Here is a 14,897-nt window from a genome sequence, read left to right on the forward strand (position 1 = left end):
TGCGCTGCGAAGAGGCCCGTATGAAAAAAATGTTCTGGCATATGGGCCTCTTCGCAGCACAAGGCTGCTCCTACAGGGTATCGAGGCAGCTTCAAGAATGGCGGCAGACCATTAGAACGTATATGAAATTCCAGCCTGCACCGTCCGCGGCGCACCCGGGTAGACGTAGTTGTTGAACGCGCCCTCGTCATAGCCCTTGTTGAACACGTTCTTCACGTCCAGGTTCAACCGCACGTGTTCGTTGACCTTGTAGAAGCTCAGCAGGTCCACCACGCTGTAACGCTCCATGGTGTAGGTCGTGGCTGCCGTCTGGCCGGCGCGATCATCCACGTACTTCACCCCAACCCCTAACCCCAGCCCCTTGGCCAGGCCATCCTGGAACTCGTAGGTGTTCAGCAGGCTGAAGCTGTTGCGCGGGATGTTGGCCAGGCGCGTGCCCTTGGGCAGGGTCGTATCCTGGGTCACTTCGGCGTCCACGTAGGCATAACCACCAATCACGCGCCACTCCGGTGTCAGGTTGCCGGCGATGTTGATGTCCAGGCCACGGCTGCGCACCTCGCCGGCGGCAATTTTGTAGGTGTTGGTGGTGTCGTTCGGGTCGTTGGCCAGTACGTTTTCCTTGACGATGTGGTAGATCGCGGCATCGATGCTCAGCTGACGGTCGAGCGCCTCCCATTTCACGCCCAGCTCGTAGGACTTGCCTTTTTCCGGGTTGAAACCACCGCTGCTGCTGCCGGCAGGCGTGCCAGTGTTGGGTTTGAACGAACGGGCGGTGTTGGCGTAGACCGCTACGGTATCCGTCAGATCGTAGATCAGGCCGAAGCGCGGAGTGACGCCGTTCTCGGCCTTGTTGAAGTCGCGGTTCGCCGGCAGCTTGTCGTCGTAATCATGTTCGAAGCGCTCGAAGCGAACCCCGGCGAGGGCTTTCAGCCGCTCGGTGAGGGCCACCTGGTCCTGGATGAATGCAGCCCAGGTCTTGAGGTTTTCCTTGTCGTGGGTGGTGATGCGGGTCAGGGCTGGGCGTGGTTGGCCAAGTACCGGGTTGTAGATGTCGATTGGGTAGGAGGCCGTGGATCGTCGAATGATAGAGCTGTAGTCGTAGTCTTCGTACTCGATGCCAGTCAGCAGGGTGTGGCTGAACGCTCCTGTATCGAAATGCCCGGTCAGGTTCAGTTGCCAATCGCGATCGGTCCACTCCAGCTTGCGATAGTTGAAGTTTCGCTGCAGCGTGCGGCCGTCTGCGGGTGCGCCATTGGCTTCGACAGCATTACCCTTGAGCGAGCCATCCAAAAACTGGAACCCGCCACCCAGCGTCCAGTTATCGTTGAGCAGGTGTTCGAAACGCACCTGAGCCATGTTGTTGTCGTTGTGCAGAAGGTTGTCGCTGCCTTTTTCCCAGATATAGGTGTCGCGCGAGGCGCTGCCAGTTTGGGTGGCGTAGCGCGTCAGACCACGGTCCAGCGGGTGGTTGTTGCGCATGAAATCGCCCTCGAAGACGATCTTGGTACTGTCGTTGACCTGCCAGCTGAGCACCGGCGCCACGTCATAGCGCTCGCTTTCCACATCGTCACGGAAGCTTTCGCCGCCTTCGCCCAGCAGGTTCAGGCGGTAGGCCAGCGAGCCGTCCTGGTTCAGCGGCCCGGTAGCGTCCAGGGTCGCGCGGTGCATGCCTTGGTCATCGAACTGGCTACCCAGGGTGACCTTGGACTCTGGCAGCGGCTGCTTGCTGACCACGTTGAAGGTGCCGCCGGGGTCGCCACGGCCGTACAGACTGCTGGCTGGGCCACGGATCACTTCCAGGCGCTCGACGGTGTTGGCGTCGGGGGCGTTGGGGTATCCGCGGTTGATAGGGAAGCCGTTGCGGTAGAACTCGCCGGTGGTGAAGCCACGCACGGTGAATGTGGTCAGGCCCTGGCCGCCGAAGTTGTTGGCGCGGCCGACACCGCCGGCGTAGTCCAGGCCGTCCTGCAGGCGCGTGGCGCCGGTATCTTCCAGTACATCCTTGGGTACCACGCTGACCGATTGCGGGGTTTCGTGCAGGGCGGTATCGGTGCGGGTGGCGCTGGCCGAGCGGGTCGCCTTGTAGCCCGCGACCGGGCCATCGGCACGTTCGCTATCGGCGCTGCTGGTAATGTTCAGGGCCTGGAGTTCGATCTGGGCAGGTTCGCTGAGCGGTTCAGGCTCGGCAAATGCCAGCGGGGAAACAGCATGAAGCACAAAAAGCGAAACGAACGTGCGACGCATCGACGGGACGATCCTGGAGAAGGCGCTGAGGGGTAGGGTGGGCAAGCGCCAAGAAACTACTACGAATCATTATCAAATTCATTATTTTTAAGTGGCACTGGTGTGCCAGGTACCAAAAGGTGAAATCCGTACCGCCGTCTTTGCGGGTAAACCCCCTCCCACAGGGGTTCCACTAGGCCTGAGGGCAGTGGGGTACCTGTGGGAGCGGGATTACCCGCGAAGAGGCCGGTCCAGGTTGCCCAGCCTTCAGCGGACCGCCTTGATCGCCAGCACATTGCACAGCGGATGCTCCAGCACATGCGCCGTGGTCCCGCCGAGGAACGTCTGCATGGCGTCATGTCGGTGGCTGCCCATCACGATCACGTCCACTCGGTTGTGGCCGACGAACTGGGCAATCGCCTTGATCGCTGCACCTTCCAGGAAGTGCCTGCGCTCCAGCGGGATCTGGTGGTGGTCGCCCAAGCGGTTGAACGCCGCACGTTGCGAGGTTCGCACGCTGACATCGAAGCCGGGCATGGTCACCGTACCGGCGCCGAAGTCGGCTATGTGGGTCTTGGCCGCATCGCACACATGCAGTAGGTGCAGCTCGGCGTTGCACTGCAGGGCCAGGGCATGGGCGCAGTGGATCACCTGCTCATCCAGATGCTCGCCAGCGCCATGGCTGTTCAGGTCCACTGCGGCGGCTATCTGCCGGGGCAGGGGCAGGCGGATATCGCTGACCAGGTGCACGGCGACCGGGCTGTCCTTGAGCAGTTGCCAATCCAGTGGCGTTACCAGCAGGCGCTTGAGCACCGGTTCATGCTGCACGTCCTTGATCAGCAGGTCGCAACCCAGCTGTTCGACTCGCTCCAGCACGCTGGCCAGCGGGTCGCGGGTCAGCAGCAGCTCGGTAGACACATCCAGGCCGGCGTTGGCCAGTTGTTCGGCTTCATCTGCCAGCCATTGGCGGTTGTCGCTGAGTAATCGCTCACGCTCGCGGCTATCGCTCATCAAGCCGAAGGTGTCGACATCGTCGACGAACACGTTGATATCCAGCAAGGCACCGCTGGATTCCGCCAACGCCGCAGCGCGTTGCAGCGCCGGCGTGTGGCGCATCTGCGGGCCGAGCATGACGAACAGACGCTTGAACTGGCTCATCTCACACCTCCACGTGTGGCAGCCCCCCGATGATCTGGTCTTGTTCAGTCTAGACCGCGCCGGGCTGCATGAGCACCTGACGTCGGGTATGATGCGGGCCCCATCATTTTCACGAGGCCCGCCCCATGTCCCTGAGCGCTGAACAGATCGGCGAATTCCGTGCCTTCGCCGAGCAGCTGGCCGATGCTGCTGCTGTGGCGATCAAGCCATACTTTCGCGCCAGCCTGGACGTCGAGGACAAGGGGGGGCGGCTGTACGACCCGGTGACGGTGGCCGACAAGGCCGCAGAGGACGCCATGCGCGAGCTGATCCAGGCACGCTATCCCGAGCATGGCATCCTCGGCGAAGAAGCCGGCATTGCAGTGGGCAGCAGCCCGCTGACCTGGGTGCTCGACCCGATCGACGGCACACGTGCCTTCATCACTGGCCTGCCGCTGTGGGGCACATTGATTGCCTTGAATGACGGCACGCGCCCGGTAGTCGGAGTGATGAACCAGCCGTTCACCGGCGAGCGCTTTGTCGGCACCCCGGAAGGCGCCTGGCGCGCCGGCACGCCGTTGAAGACCCGCGCCTGCGCCGACCTGGCTTCGGCCACGCTGATGTGCACCACACCGGACATGTTCGATACCGCCACGCGCAAGACTGCCTTCGAGGCCGTTGCCGGCAAGGCGCGGCTGATGCGTTACGGTGGCGACTGCTATGCCTACTGCATGCTGGCTTCCGGTTTTGTCGACGTGATCGTCGAAGCGAGCCTGCAGCCGTATGATGTGCAGGCGTTGATGCCGATCATTGAGGGGGCAGGCGGTGTGATCACGGCGTGGGATGGCAGCAGCGCGCAAAATGGCGGGTGTGTGGTGGCCTGTGGTGATCCGGCGCTGCATGCGCAGGTGGTGGAGATGTTGCGGCACGCCATGTAAGTAATGGGTCGCCTGTACTGGCCTCTTCGCGGGTAAACCCGCTCCCACAGGTACTGCACAGTTTTCAGGATTTGTGGTGATCTTGTGGGAGCGGGTTTACCCGCGAAGAGGCCGGTACAGGCTTACTATCTTCCCAGTCACCGCACTTTTTCCAATTTCCGGGCTCTATGCTTGGCCAGGCCGCTCTGATCCCCGGTGCGGCCGCCGAATATTTGCCCGGTGCCGATGGTTGCAAGCAAGCCAAAATTTTTCCCCCGCCTGCTATTGGCAGGCACCCTCACATGCCTGTGTGCCTGCTCCCAGCAGCAGGGGCGCGACATGCTCAACCAGTTCGGCAACGGCAAGCCCGGCGAGCTGTTCCAGACCAGTGTCGACCGCCTGGCCACGCTGTCGATGCGCGACAACCTGCAAAGCCTGTATCTGCTGATGAACAAGTTGTACCTGCGCAACCCCAACCAGTGGAAGATGTCTGGGTACGTGGACGCTGCCACTGCCGAGCGGCAGATCCGCATGGCCATCGAACAGCGCCAACCGCTGGCGCAACTGGGCGACCGCCGCGACCTTGCAGCCTTGAGCTATGCCTTGAGCACCGAGTTTCGCGGTGACCGGGTCGGCGCCTTCATCTACGCCATCGGCAGCATGCTGATCACCGCGCACGGCGGGCGTACCGAGTTCTACATGACCGATACCATCGATCCGCTGTTCGTCAACAACGCAGCCCGCAATATCGAGAAGGCCACCTGGATGTTGAGTCAACGACAGGATGCCAATGGCGTGCTGCTATTGTTCTCCAACGAAATCTCGGAAGAGGGCAGCAACCTGAGTTTTGCCGTGGAGTTCGGCAAGATCGTGGCACGGCTGGACTTGCTGGCGGAGTTGCTGGATGAGCGATACAGACGGATTGGCTTGAATTATGCGCAAAGCCTGCTGTTGATGAACTTCCTGCCGGTGCAGTGAAGTGAGCGGTGCCGGGTTGCCTGAACCGTTCGATAAACGAACACTGACCTGTCCTTACTGTTCGCTATCCGCCCATCCATTCCCAAGGTCGCATTGCCCAACCCCCGCCTTTTTGCTTAAGTGTGCCCATCCACCGGTTGTCGCCTGCCCCCGCGACCCGCAGCCGGCTCGATAGAATGACCGTGACGACCGCAACCACAGCCCACTGGGCCGTAGGACGCGGCGACCAGAACAATAACGATACCGAGTGCCTTGCCTATGGAAAGCCGCCTGTTGAGCGAGCGCAGTAGCGTGTTTCATCACGCCGACCCTTATGCTGTGTCTGATTATGTCAACCAGCATGTAGGCCAGCATTGCATCGGTCTGTCGCGTACCACCCATCCCCAGGCCAGCCTCAGCCACCGCAAGTTCGCCGAACTCGACCTGTGCCGGATCAGCTATGGCGGCAGCGTGCGGGTTACTTCGCCGGCGCTGGAAACCATTTATCACCTGCAGGTATTGCTCAACGGCAATTGCCTGTGGCGTGGGCACAAGCGAGAGCATCATCTGGTTCCAGGCGAGCTGTTGCTGATCAACCCCGACGACCCGGTTGACCTGACCTATTCGGAAGACTGCGAGAAATTCATCCTCAAGGTGCCGACCCGGTTGCTGGATTCGATCTGCGATGAACAGCGCTGGCAGCGACCCGATGGCGGCGTACGGTTCTTGCGCAACCATTATCGGCTGGAGGAACTGGACGGGTTCGTCAACTTGTTGGCCATGGTCTGCCACGAGGCGGAGGTAAACGACTCGTTGCCAAGGGTACAGGGCCATTACAGCCAGATCGTAGCCAGCAAATTGCTGACCCTGATGAGTACCAATGTCCGTCGCGAAAGCCTGAGCGCCCCTCAAGCAGGCCTTGAGCGAATTCTCGATTACATCGAGCACAATCTAAAGCTGGAGTTGTCGGCTGAGATACTGGCAGAACAGGCCTGCATGAGTTTGCGATCACTGTATGCGTTGTTCGACCAGCATCTGGGCACCACACCCAAACATTACGTGCGCCAGCGCAAGCTGGAGAGGGTGCATGCATGCCTGAGCGACCCGACCTGTGGTGTGCGCAGTGTGACGGAGCTGGCCCTGGATTACGGTTTCCTACACTTGGGACGGTTTTCCGAGGTGTATCGGCAGCAGTTTGGTGAGTTGCCGTCGCAGACGTTCAAGCGGCGGGGATGACATCCGCCCGCTTGGCCACCTGACATTTCTGCCAGTTGTTTGCATTTCATGCACAACACACCATTTGCCTTATCTCGGGTAAAAGGTAGCAATCATGTCGACTTCATTGCAGTACACCGTTTATGGGCATGATGGATGCAGTCAATACGCACCAGTGCTGCGCTTCAGCGGGCAGAGAAAAGCGCCGGTTGCAGGGCACTATTTGCTGGGGAATGGATACCGTGCGTTCAATCCGGTTTTGATGAGGTTCCTCAGCCCTGACAGCTGGAGCCCGATGGGCGCTGGAGGGTTGAATTGTTACGTCTACTGTGCTGGGGATCCCGTTAATAATACTGACCCGAGCGGTCACTTCAAGCTTCCCCGAGTGCGGTTGCCGAGCGTTCGCCCTAAGGCAGGGTTTCACATGCGAAATCCAGAATTCAAAGGGAAAACAACGACTTCTCCGGTAGTAAGCGAACGTATCGTGGGAACGGTCAATGAGCTGGGCCGTGGTTATGGGAATCAGTTAAGCCACATAATGACATCGGCGGAATGGTCTGATCCTCAAATTCTACTGGTGGAAGGCACCACGCTGAAACTGATCAGCAATTATGGAGAAAACTTGAAACGGGAAGCGGGTTGGACAGTCAGCCAAGCTGCAGCACCTATCAGTTCGCAGAGTCGACTAAGCGAGGCGATCGGCGTGCTCGTTCCGCTCTACGAAAAGATGAAGCTCGCCAAAAATACTCCTAGTGCAATCAGCTGGCTACATGACCCCAAACGGCAAATTCCGAACGTGCGAGATCCCGGCAAAGCTGGATAGCACTCTGCACAATCCGGATAGTCCCCCGCCAGCCGTCTCCCTAACCTGACCAGGTCTAAACAATAACAAGGGAGACCCTGGCCATGTCCCTGGGATTCGACTACCTCAATGCCTTGCTCGAGGACGACCGTGAAAAGGGCATCTACCGCTGCAAGCGCGAGATGTTCACCGACCCACGCCTGTTCGACCTGGAGATGAAACACATCTTCGAGGGCAACTGGATCTACCTGGCCCACGAAAGCCAGATTCCCGAGAAAAACGACTTCCTCACCCTGACCATGGGGCGCCAGCCGATCTTCATCGCGCGCAACAAGGACGGTGAGCTCAATGCCTTCCTCAACGCCTGCAGCCACCGCGGCGCCATGCTTTGCCGGCACAAGCGCGGCAACCGTTCCAGCTACACCTGCCCGTTCCACGGCTGGACCTTCAACAACAGCGGCAAGCTGCTGAAGGTCAAAGACCCAAGCAACGCCGGCTACCCCGACAGCTTCAACTGCGACGGCTCTCACGACCTGACCAAGGTGGCACGCTTCGAGTCGTACCGTGGCTTCCTGTTCGGCAGCCTGAATGCCGACGTCAAACCACTGGTCGAGCACCTGGGCGAGTCGGCCAAGATCATCGACATGATCGTCGACCAGTCTCCGGAAGGCCTGGAGGTGCTGCGCGGCGCCAGCTCGTACATCTACGAAGGCAACTGGAAGCTCACTGCCGAGAACGGCGCCGACGGCTACCACGTCAGTTCCGTGCACTGGAACTACGCCGCCACCCAGAACCAGCGCAAGCAGCGCGAGGCTGGTGAAGAGATCAAGACCATGAGTGCCGGCGCCTGGGCCAAGCAGGGCGGTGGCTTCTACTCCTTCGACCACGGCCACCTGCTGCTGTGGACCCGCTGGGCCAACCCCGAGGACCGCCCGGCCTACGAGCGCCGTGACCAGCTGGCCGCCGACTTCGGCCAGGCCCGTGCCGACTGGATGATCGAGAACTCGCGCAACCTGTGCCTGTACCCGAACGTGTACCTGATGGACCAGTTCAGCTCGCAGATCCGCATCGCCCGGCCGATTTCGGTGAACAAGACCGAAATCACCATCTATTGCATCGCGCCGAAAGGCGAGAGCGCCGATGCCCGCGCCAAGCGCATTCGCCAGTACGAAGACTTCTTCAACGTCAGCGGCATGGCCACCCCGGATGACCTGGAAGAGTTCCGCTCGTGCCAGACCGGCTACGGCGGCGGTACCGGCTGGAACGACATGTCCCGCGGTGCTGAACACTGGGTGGAAGGCGCCGACGAGGCGGCCCGGGTAATCGAACTCAAGCCGCTGCTGTCGGGCGTACGCACCGAGGACGAAGGCCTGTTCGTGCTGCAGCACAAGTACTGGCAGGAAACCATGATTCAGGCCCTGAAGGATGAACAGCAACTGATCCCCGTGGAGGCCGTGCAATGAGCCTGTATGCAACCGTGCGCGACTTCCTTTTCCGCGAAGCGCGTTACCTGGATGACGCCCAGTGGGATCAGTGGCTGGAAATGTACGCCAGCGATTGCACCTTCTGGATGCCGAGTTGGGACGATGACGACACCCTCACCGAAGACCCACAAAGCGAAATCTCGCTGATCTGGTACGGCAACCGTGGCGGCCTGGAAGACCGGGTGTTCCGCATCAAGACCGAGCGCTCCAGTGCGACCGTGCCCGACACCCGCACCTCGCACAACATCAGCAACATCGAGATCGTCGAGCAGGGCGAGGGCAGCTGCCAGGTGCGCTTCAACTGGCACACCCTGAGCTTCCGCTACAAGACCACCGACAGTTACTTCGGCACCAGCTTCTACACCCTCGACCTGCGCGGCGAACAGCCGCTGATCAAGGCCAAGAAAGTGGTGCTGAAGAACGACTACGTGCGCCAGGTCATCGACATCTACCACATCTGATCCAGGGTTTTGCGAGCGCTGCCCGGTGCGTCCTGCGACGCGCCGTGGCCCGGCTCGCCCGCGAGGTGCAACATGAGCTACCAGATCGCACTGAATTTCGAAGACGGGGTGACCCGCTTCATCGAGGCCACCGGTCATGAAACCGTGGCCGATGCCGCCTACCGTCAGGGCATCAACATCCCGCTGGACTGCCGCGATGGCGCCTGCGGTACCTGCAAGTGCAAGGCCGAGTCCGGGCGTTACGACCTGGGCGACAACTTCATCGAAGATGCCCTGAGCGAAGACGAAGTCGCCGAAGGCTACGTACTGACCTGCCAGATGCGCGCCGAAAGCGACTGCGTCATCCGCATCCCGGCCTCGTCGCAGCTGTGCAAGACCGAGCAGGCCAGTTTCGAGGCCGCCATCAGCAATGTCCGCCAGCTGTCGGCCAGCACCATTGCCCTGGCGATCAAGGGCGAGGCCCTCAGCCGCCTGGCCTTCCTGCCGGGGCAATATGTCAACCTCAAGGTGCCGGGCAGCGAGCAGAGCCGCGCCTATTCGTTCAGTTCGCTGCAGAAGGACGGCGAGGTCAGCTTCCTGATCCGCAACGTGCCGGGCGGGCTGATGAGCAACTTTCTGACCAACCTGGCCAAGGCCGGCGACAGCATGACCCTGGCCGGGCCGCTGGGCAGCTTCTACCTGCGGCCGATCCAGCGCCAGCTGCTGCTGCTGGCCGGTGGCACCGGCCTGGCGCCGTTCACCGCGATGCTGGAGAAGATCGCCGAGCAGGGCAGCGAGCACCCGCTGCACCTGATCTACGGCGTGACCAACGACTTCGACCTGGTCGAGCTGGACCGCCTGCAGGCGCTGGCGGCGCGTATCCCCAACTTCACCTTCAGCGCCTGCGTGGCCAACCCGGACAGCCAGTATCCGCAAAAGGGCTACGTGACCCAGCACATCGAGCCGCACCACCTCAACGATGGCGATGTCGACGTGTACCTGTGCGGCCCGCCACCGATGGTCGAGGCGGTCAGCCAGTACGTGCGCGAGCAGGGCATTACCCCGGCGAACTTCTACTACGAGAAGTTCGCGCCGGCGGCTTGATCCCTTTCATCCGAACATGACACCGCTTCTGTGGGAGCGGGTTCACCCGCGAAGAGGCCAGCCGGTACAGCGGTTTTGTCTTGTCGGACGCATTCGCGGGTAAACCCGCTCCCACAGGGGCAGCGGGCAAGTGGAGATTTGCATATGAACAACCGATTCCAAGGCAAGGTCGCCCTGGTCACCGGTGCCGCCCAGGGCATCGGCCGTGGCGTGTGCTGGCGGCTCAAGGCCGAAGGCGCGCAAGTGGTAGCGGTGGACCGCTCCGAACTGGTCCACGAACTGGCCGGCGAGGGCATGCTCACCCTCACCGCCGACCTGGAACAACATGGCGACTGTGCACGGGTCATGGCCAGCACGGTGGAAACCTTCGGCCGCCTCGACATCCTGGTCAACAACGTCGGCGGCACTATCTGGGCCAAGCCCTTCGAACACTACGAAGTGGACCAGATCGAAGCCGAAGTGCGCCGCTCGTTGTTCCCCACCCTGTGGTGCTGCCACGCCGCACTGCCATACATGCTCGAACGCGGCAGCGGCGTCATCGTCAACGTCTCGTCCATCGCCACCCGTGGTGTCAACCGCGTGCCCTACGGTGCGGCCAAGGGCGGCGTCAACGCCCTGACCGCGTGCCTGGCCTTCGAAACTGCCGGCCGTGGCATCCGTGTCAACGCGACCGCGCCCGGCGGCACTGAAGCGCCACCCCGGCGTGTGCCGCGCAATAGCGCCGAGCAGACCGAACAGGAAAAGCACTGGTACCAGCAGATCGTCGACCAGACCCTCGACAGCAGCCTGATGCACCGCTACGGCAGCATCGACGAGCAGGTGGGCGCGATCCTGTTCCTCGCTTCCGACGAAGCCTCGTACATCACCGGCGTGACCTTGCCGGTAGGGGGCGGCGACCTCGGCTGAGCGACACCCCAGGCAAAGAGCTTTCTTTCACAACAAAAACAAGAGCGACAGATGCCATGCGAACCCTTGACGTACACCCGATCATCGATAACGCGCGCTTTACCCCGTTCCACTGGATGGTCATGGCCTGGTGCGGCCTGCTGCTGATCTTCGACGGCTATGACCTGTTCATCTACGGCGTGGTATTGCCGGTCATCATGAAAGAGTGGGGCCTGACCCCTTTGCAGGCCGGTGCACTGGGCAGCTACGCGCTGTTCGGCATGATGTTCGGCGCCCTGGCATTCGGCAGCCTGGCCGACCGCATCGGGCGCAAGAAGGGCATCGCCATCTGTTTCGCCTTGTTCTCCGGGGCGACCATCCTCAACGGATTTGCCAGCAGCCCGAGCGAGTTCGGCCTCTACCGCTTCATTGCCGGCCTGGGCTGTGGGGGGCTGATGCCCAATGCCGTGGCGCTGATGAACGAGTATGCGCCCAAACGGCTGCGCAGCACGCTGGTTGCGATCATGTTCAGTGGCTACTCGCTGGGCGGCATGCTGTCGGCGGGTGTCGGCATCTTCATGCTCCCGCGTTTCGGCTGGGAGTCGATGTTCTTCGCCGCAGCGGTGCCACTGCTGCTGTTGCCGGTGATCCTGTACTACCTCCCTGAATCGATCGGTTTCCTGGTACGCCAGGGCCGTAGAGACGAGGCCCGCAAGCTGCTCAAGCGGCTGGACCCGGATTGCGACGTGCAACCTGACGATGTACTGGTCGCTCCTGTGGGAGCGGGCTTGTCCCGCGAAAGGGCCGGCAAGTTCACCGCTGTAGTCGAACTGTTCCGCAACGGCCTGGCCATTCGCACCCTGGCGCTATGGTTGGCGTTCTTCTGCTGCCTGCTGATGGTCTATGCACTCAGCTCCTGGCTGCCGAAGTTGATGGCCAACGCTGGCTACAGCCTGGGCTCGAGCCTGTCGTTCCTGCTGGCGCTGAACTTCGGCGGCATGGCTGGGGCGATCCTCGGCGGCTGGCTGGGCGATCGCTACAACCTGGTCAAGGTCAAGGTGGCGTTCTTTATCGCAGCCGCGCTGTCAATCAGCCTGCTGGGCGTCAACAGCCCGATGCCGGTGCTGTACCTGCTGATTTTCATTGCCGGCGCCACCACCATCGGCACGCAGATCCTGCTGTATGCCGGCGCCGCTCAGCTGTATGGGCTGTCGGTGCGTTCCACCGGGCTGGGCTGGGCCTCGGGCATCGGCCGCAACGGCGCCATCGTCGGTCCGCTGCTGGGTGGTGCACTGATGGGTATCAATTTGCCCCTGCAACTTAATTTCATCGCCTTTGCCATCCCTGGCGCGATCGCCGCGCTGGCCATGGCCGTGCACCTGGCCAGCGGTCGACGGCATGACCAGGCCATTGCAGCGCAGGCGTAACTCCAGAACAACAACACGAGGTAGCTCATCATGACCGTGAAAATTTCCCACACTGCCGAGGTACAGCAGTTCTTCGACGAGGTCGCAGGCTTCGGCAACGATGCCGGCAGCCCGCGCCTGAAGCGCATCGTGCAGCGCGTGCTGCAGGACACTGCGCGGCTGATCGAAGACCTGGAAATCAGCGAGGACGAGTTCTGGCATGCCGTTGACTACCTCAACCGCCTGGGCGGCCGCGGCGAGGCCGGGCTGCTGGTGGCGGGGCTGGGCATCGAGCACTTCCTCGACCTGCTGCAGGATGCCAAGGACCAGCAGGCCGGCCTTGTCGGCGGCACCCCGCGCACCATCGAAGGCCCGCTGTACGTGGCCGGTGCGCCTATCGCCGAAGGTGAAGTGCGCATGGACGACGGCAGCGAGGAGGGCGTGGCCACGCTGATGTACCTGGAGGGCCAGGTGCTCGATCCGCATGGTCGGCCGCTGCCGGGGGCCACGGTTGACCTGTGGCATGCCAATACCCGTGGCACCTATTCGTTTTTCGACCAGAGCCAGTCCGAGTACAACCTGCGCCGGCGCATCATCACCGATGCCGAAGGGCGCTACCGCGCGCGCTCCATCGTGCCGTCGGGGTACGGCTGCGACCCGCAGGGGCCGACCCAGGAGTGCCTGGACCTGCTGGGCCGCCACGGCCAGCGCCCGGCACATGTGCACTTCTTTATCTCGGCGCCGGGGTACCGGCACCTGACCACGCAGATCAACCTGGCCGGGGACAAGTACCTGTGGGATGACTTTGCCTATGCCACGCGGGATGGGCTGGTGGGCGAGGTGGTGTTCGTCGAGGGCGAGGCGGGGCGGCATGCGCAACTGAGGTTCGACTTCCAGTTGCAGCATGCCCGGGGCGGTGCGGATGAACAGCGCAGCAGCCGGCCGCGGGCGTTGCAGCAGGCCTGATCCACCGAGTTGGCTTCTTCGCGGGCCTGCCCGCTCCCACAGGAACGGCGCAAATGCTGGAGCCTGTGCAGTACCTGTGGAAGCGGGTTCACCCGCGAAGGAGCCAGCACAAAACAGGAGCCAGCCACAAAGGCCGGCCGATGCCTTGCGAGAAGCTTCATGAAAACCTTGATCAAGGACAGCTCCCTATCGGCCCTGATCGCCGGCTGCATCGCCACGATGATCTCTTACGCAGGTCCCTTGGTGATCATCTTCCATGCCGCCGAAGCCGCCCACCTGTCCCATCAGCAACTGTCCTCCTGGGTCTGGGCGGTGTCCATGGGCAGTGCCGTGCTCGGCGCACTGCTCAGTCTGCGCTATAGGGTGCCGGTGGTGATCGCCTGGTCGATCCCCGGCTCGGCACTGCTGGTCACCGCCTTGCCACAACTGGGCCTGGAGCAGGCAGCAGGTGCCTACCTGGTGGCCAACCTGGTCCTGTTGCTGATCGGTATCAGCGGGGCATTCGACCGCATCATCGCGCGCCTGCCAGGCTCCATCGCCGCCGGCATGCAGGCCGGCATCCTGTTCAGCTTCGGCAGCGAAGTGTTCCGCGCCTTGCCAGTGCAACCGCTGCTGGTACTGGCAATGTTCGTCACCTACGTGCTGATGCGACGGGTGCAGCCGCGCTATGCCGTGGCGGCGGTGCTGTGCGTGGGCACGGTGGTGACCATGGCCAGCGGGGCGTTTCGCAGCGAGGCGTTGGTGCTGGAGCTGGCGTCGCCGCAGTGGGTCACCCCGCAGTTCAGCCTGGCAGCGGTATTCAGCCTGGCGCTGCCGCTGGTGCTGGTGGCCCTGACCGGGCAGTTCATGCCGGGCATGGCAGTACTGCGCAATGCCGGCTACCCCACGCCGGCGAGCCCGATCATCAGTGCCAGCGCCGTGGCCGGCGCCGCGCTGGCGCCATTCGGTTGCCATGGGCTGAACCTGGCGGCGGTTACCGCCAGCCTGTGCACCGGGCATGAGGCCCATGAAAACCCGAGGCGGCGCTATGTCGCGGCGGTGGCTGGCAGTGCGCTGTACCTGTTGCTGGGAATCGCCGGAGCAACGCTGATGTCGCTGTTCGCGGCTTTTCCCGCCGCCCTGATCGCCGCCCTGGCCGGGCTGGCGCTGTATGGCGCGATCAGCGAGGCCCTGGCCCGCAGCCTGGCGGAACCGGCCGAGCGCGATGCCGGGTTGTTCACCTTCCTGGTCACCGCTTCGGGGGTGGCCTTCCTGGGCCTTTCGGCGGCGTTCTGGGGGCTGCTGTTCGGCCTGCTGGCCCATGCGCTGCTGAGGCTGCGCCAGCCACGTGCCCGGGAGGTGCTGCGCCGTACCCCTTGAAC

Annotated in this window: 12 protein-coding genes and 1 pseudogene; 11 read left to right on the forward strand and 2 right to left on the reverse strand. The window is 62.4% G+C overall.

The window, feature by feature from the left end; genetic code table 11:
- Nucleotides 1-111: 111 nt before the first annotated feature.
- Nucleotides 112-2,244, reverse strand: a complete 2,133-nt coding sequence (locus CAY82_RS16215) for a TonB-dependent siderophore receptor (RefSeq protein WP_087502117.1) — start codon at nt 2,242-2,244, stop codon at nt 112-114.
- A gap of 246 nt (nt 2,245-2,490) precedes the next feature.
- Nucleotides 2,491-3,381: a universal stress protein gene (locus CAY82_RS16220; protein ID WP_087502118.1), complete on the reverse strand. Its 891-nt coding sequence runs from the start codon at nt 3,379-3,381 to the stop codon at nt 2,491-2,493.
- 125 nt (nt 3,382-3,506) lie between these two features.
- Between CAY82_RS16220 and hisN the strand changes: the two genes are divergently transcribed.
- The 11 genes and pseudogenes from hisN to CAY82_RS16275 all read left to right on the forward strand — a co-directional run bounded on the left by hisN (nt 3,507) and on the right by CAY82_RS16275 (nt 14,895).
- Entirely contained in the window at nt 3,507-4,298 is a 792-nt protein-coding gene (hisN, locus tag CAY82_RS16225) for a histidinol-phosphatase (protein ID WP_087502119.1), read from the forward strand.
- A gap of 225 nt (nt 4,299-4,523) precedes the next feature.
- Nucleotides 4,524-5,255, forward strand: coding sequence for a hypothetical protein (locus CAY82_RS16230; RefSeq protein WP_087502120.1), 732 nt, complete (start codon nt 4,524-4,526; stop codon nt 5,253-5,255).
- A gap of 258 nt (nt 5,256-5,513) precedes the next feature.
- Complete coding sequence (gene benR, locus CAY82_RS16235) at nt 5,514-6,470, forward strand: benABC operon transcriptional activator BenR (RefSeq protein WP_087502121.1); 957 nt, start codon at nt 5,514-5,516, stop codon at nt 6,468-6,470.
- A 103-nt stretch (nt 6,471-6,573) separates the two neighbouring features.
- A pseudogene (locus tag CAY82_RS27090) lies at nt 6,574-6,819 on the forward strand (RHS repeat-associated core domain-containing protein); the annotation flags it as partial.
- A gap of 536 nt (nt 6,820-7,355) precedes the next feature.
- Nucleotides 7,356-8,714 carry a benzoate 1,2-dioxygenase large subunit gene (benA, locus tag CAY82_RS16245; protein ID WP_087502123.1) on the forward strand — a complete coding sequence of 453 codons (1,359 nt, stop codon included), beginning with the start codon at nt 7,356-7,358 and terminating at the stop codon, nt 8,712-8,714.
- A complete protein-coding gene (gene benB / locus CAY82_RS16250; RefSeq protein WP_013972678.1) occupies nt 8,711-9,196 on the forward strand; it encodes a benzoate 1,2-dioxygenase small subunit in 486 nt (161 codons plus the stop codon). The genes benA and benB overlap by 4 nt, the downstream gene beginning before the upstream one ends.
- 72 nt (nt 9,197-9,268) lie before the next feature.
- On the forward strand, nt 9,269-10,279 hold the full coding sequence (gene benC / locus CAY82_RS16255) for a benzoate 1,2-dioxygenase electron transfer component BenC (protein ID WP_087502124.1): 1,011 nt from the start codon (nt 9,269-9,271) through the stop codon (nt 10,277-10,279).
- Nucleotides 10,280-10,423: 144 nt separating this feature from the next.
- Nucleotides 10,424-11,185: a 1,6-dihydroxycyclohexa-2,4-diene-1-carboxylate dehydrogenase gene (locus tag CAY82_RS16260; protein WP_087502125.1), complete on the forward strand. Its 762-nt coding sequence runs from the start codon at nt 10,424-10,426 to the stop codon at nt 11,183-11,185.
- A 56-nt stretch (nt 11,186-11,241) separates the two neighbouring features.
- The gene (locus CAY82_RS16265) at nt 11,242-12,591 is read left to right on the forward strand and encodes an aromatic acid/H+ symport family MFS transporter (protein ID WP_087502126.1); all 1,350 of its coding nucleotides are present in this window, start codon (nt 11,242-11,244) and stop codon (nt 12,589-12,591) included.
- 30 nt (nt 12,592-12,621) lie between these two features.
- Nucleotides 12,622-13,536: a catechol 1,2-dioxygenase gene (gene catA / locus CAY82_RS16270; RefSeq protein WP_087502127.1), complete on the forward strand. Its 915-nt coding sequence runs from the start codon at nt 12,622-12,624 to the stop codon at nt 13,534-13,536.
- 159 nt (nt 13,537-13,695) lie between these two features.
- Nucleotides 13,696-14,895: a benzoate/H(+) symporter BenE family transporter gene (locus CAY82_RS16275; protein WP_087502128.1), complete on the forward strand. Its 1,200-nt coding sequence runs from the start codon at nt 13,696-13,698 to the stop codon at nt 14,893-14,895.
- Nucleotides 14,896-14,897 lie beyond the last annotated feature (2 nt).

Origin of the sequence: Pseudomonas sp. SID14000, assembly GCF_002165135.1 — a bacterium.
Lineage (GTDB): Bacteria > Pseudomonadota > Gammaproteobacteria > Pseudomonadales > Pseudomonadaceae > Aquipseudomonas.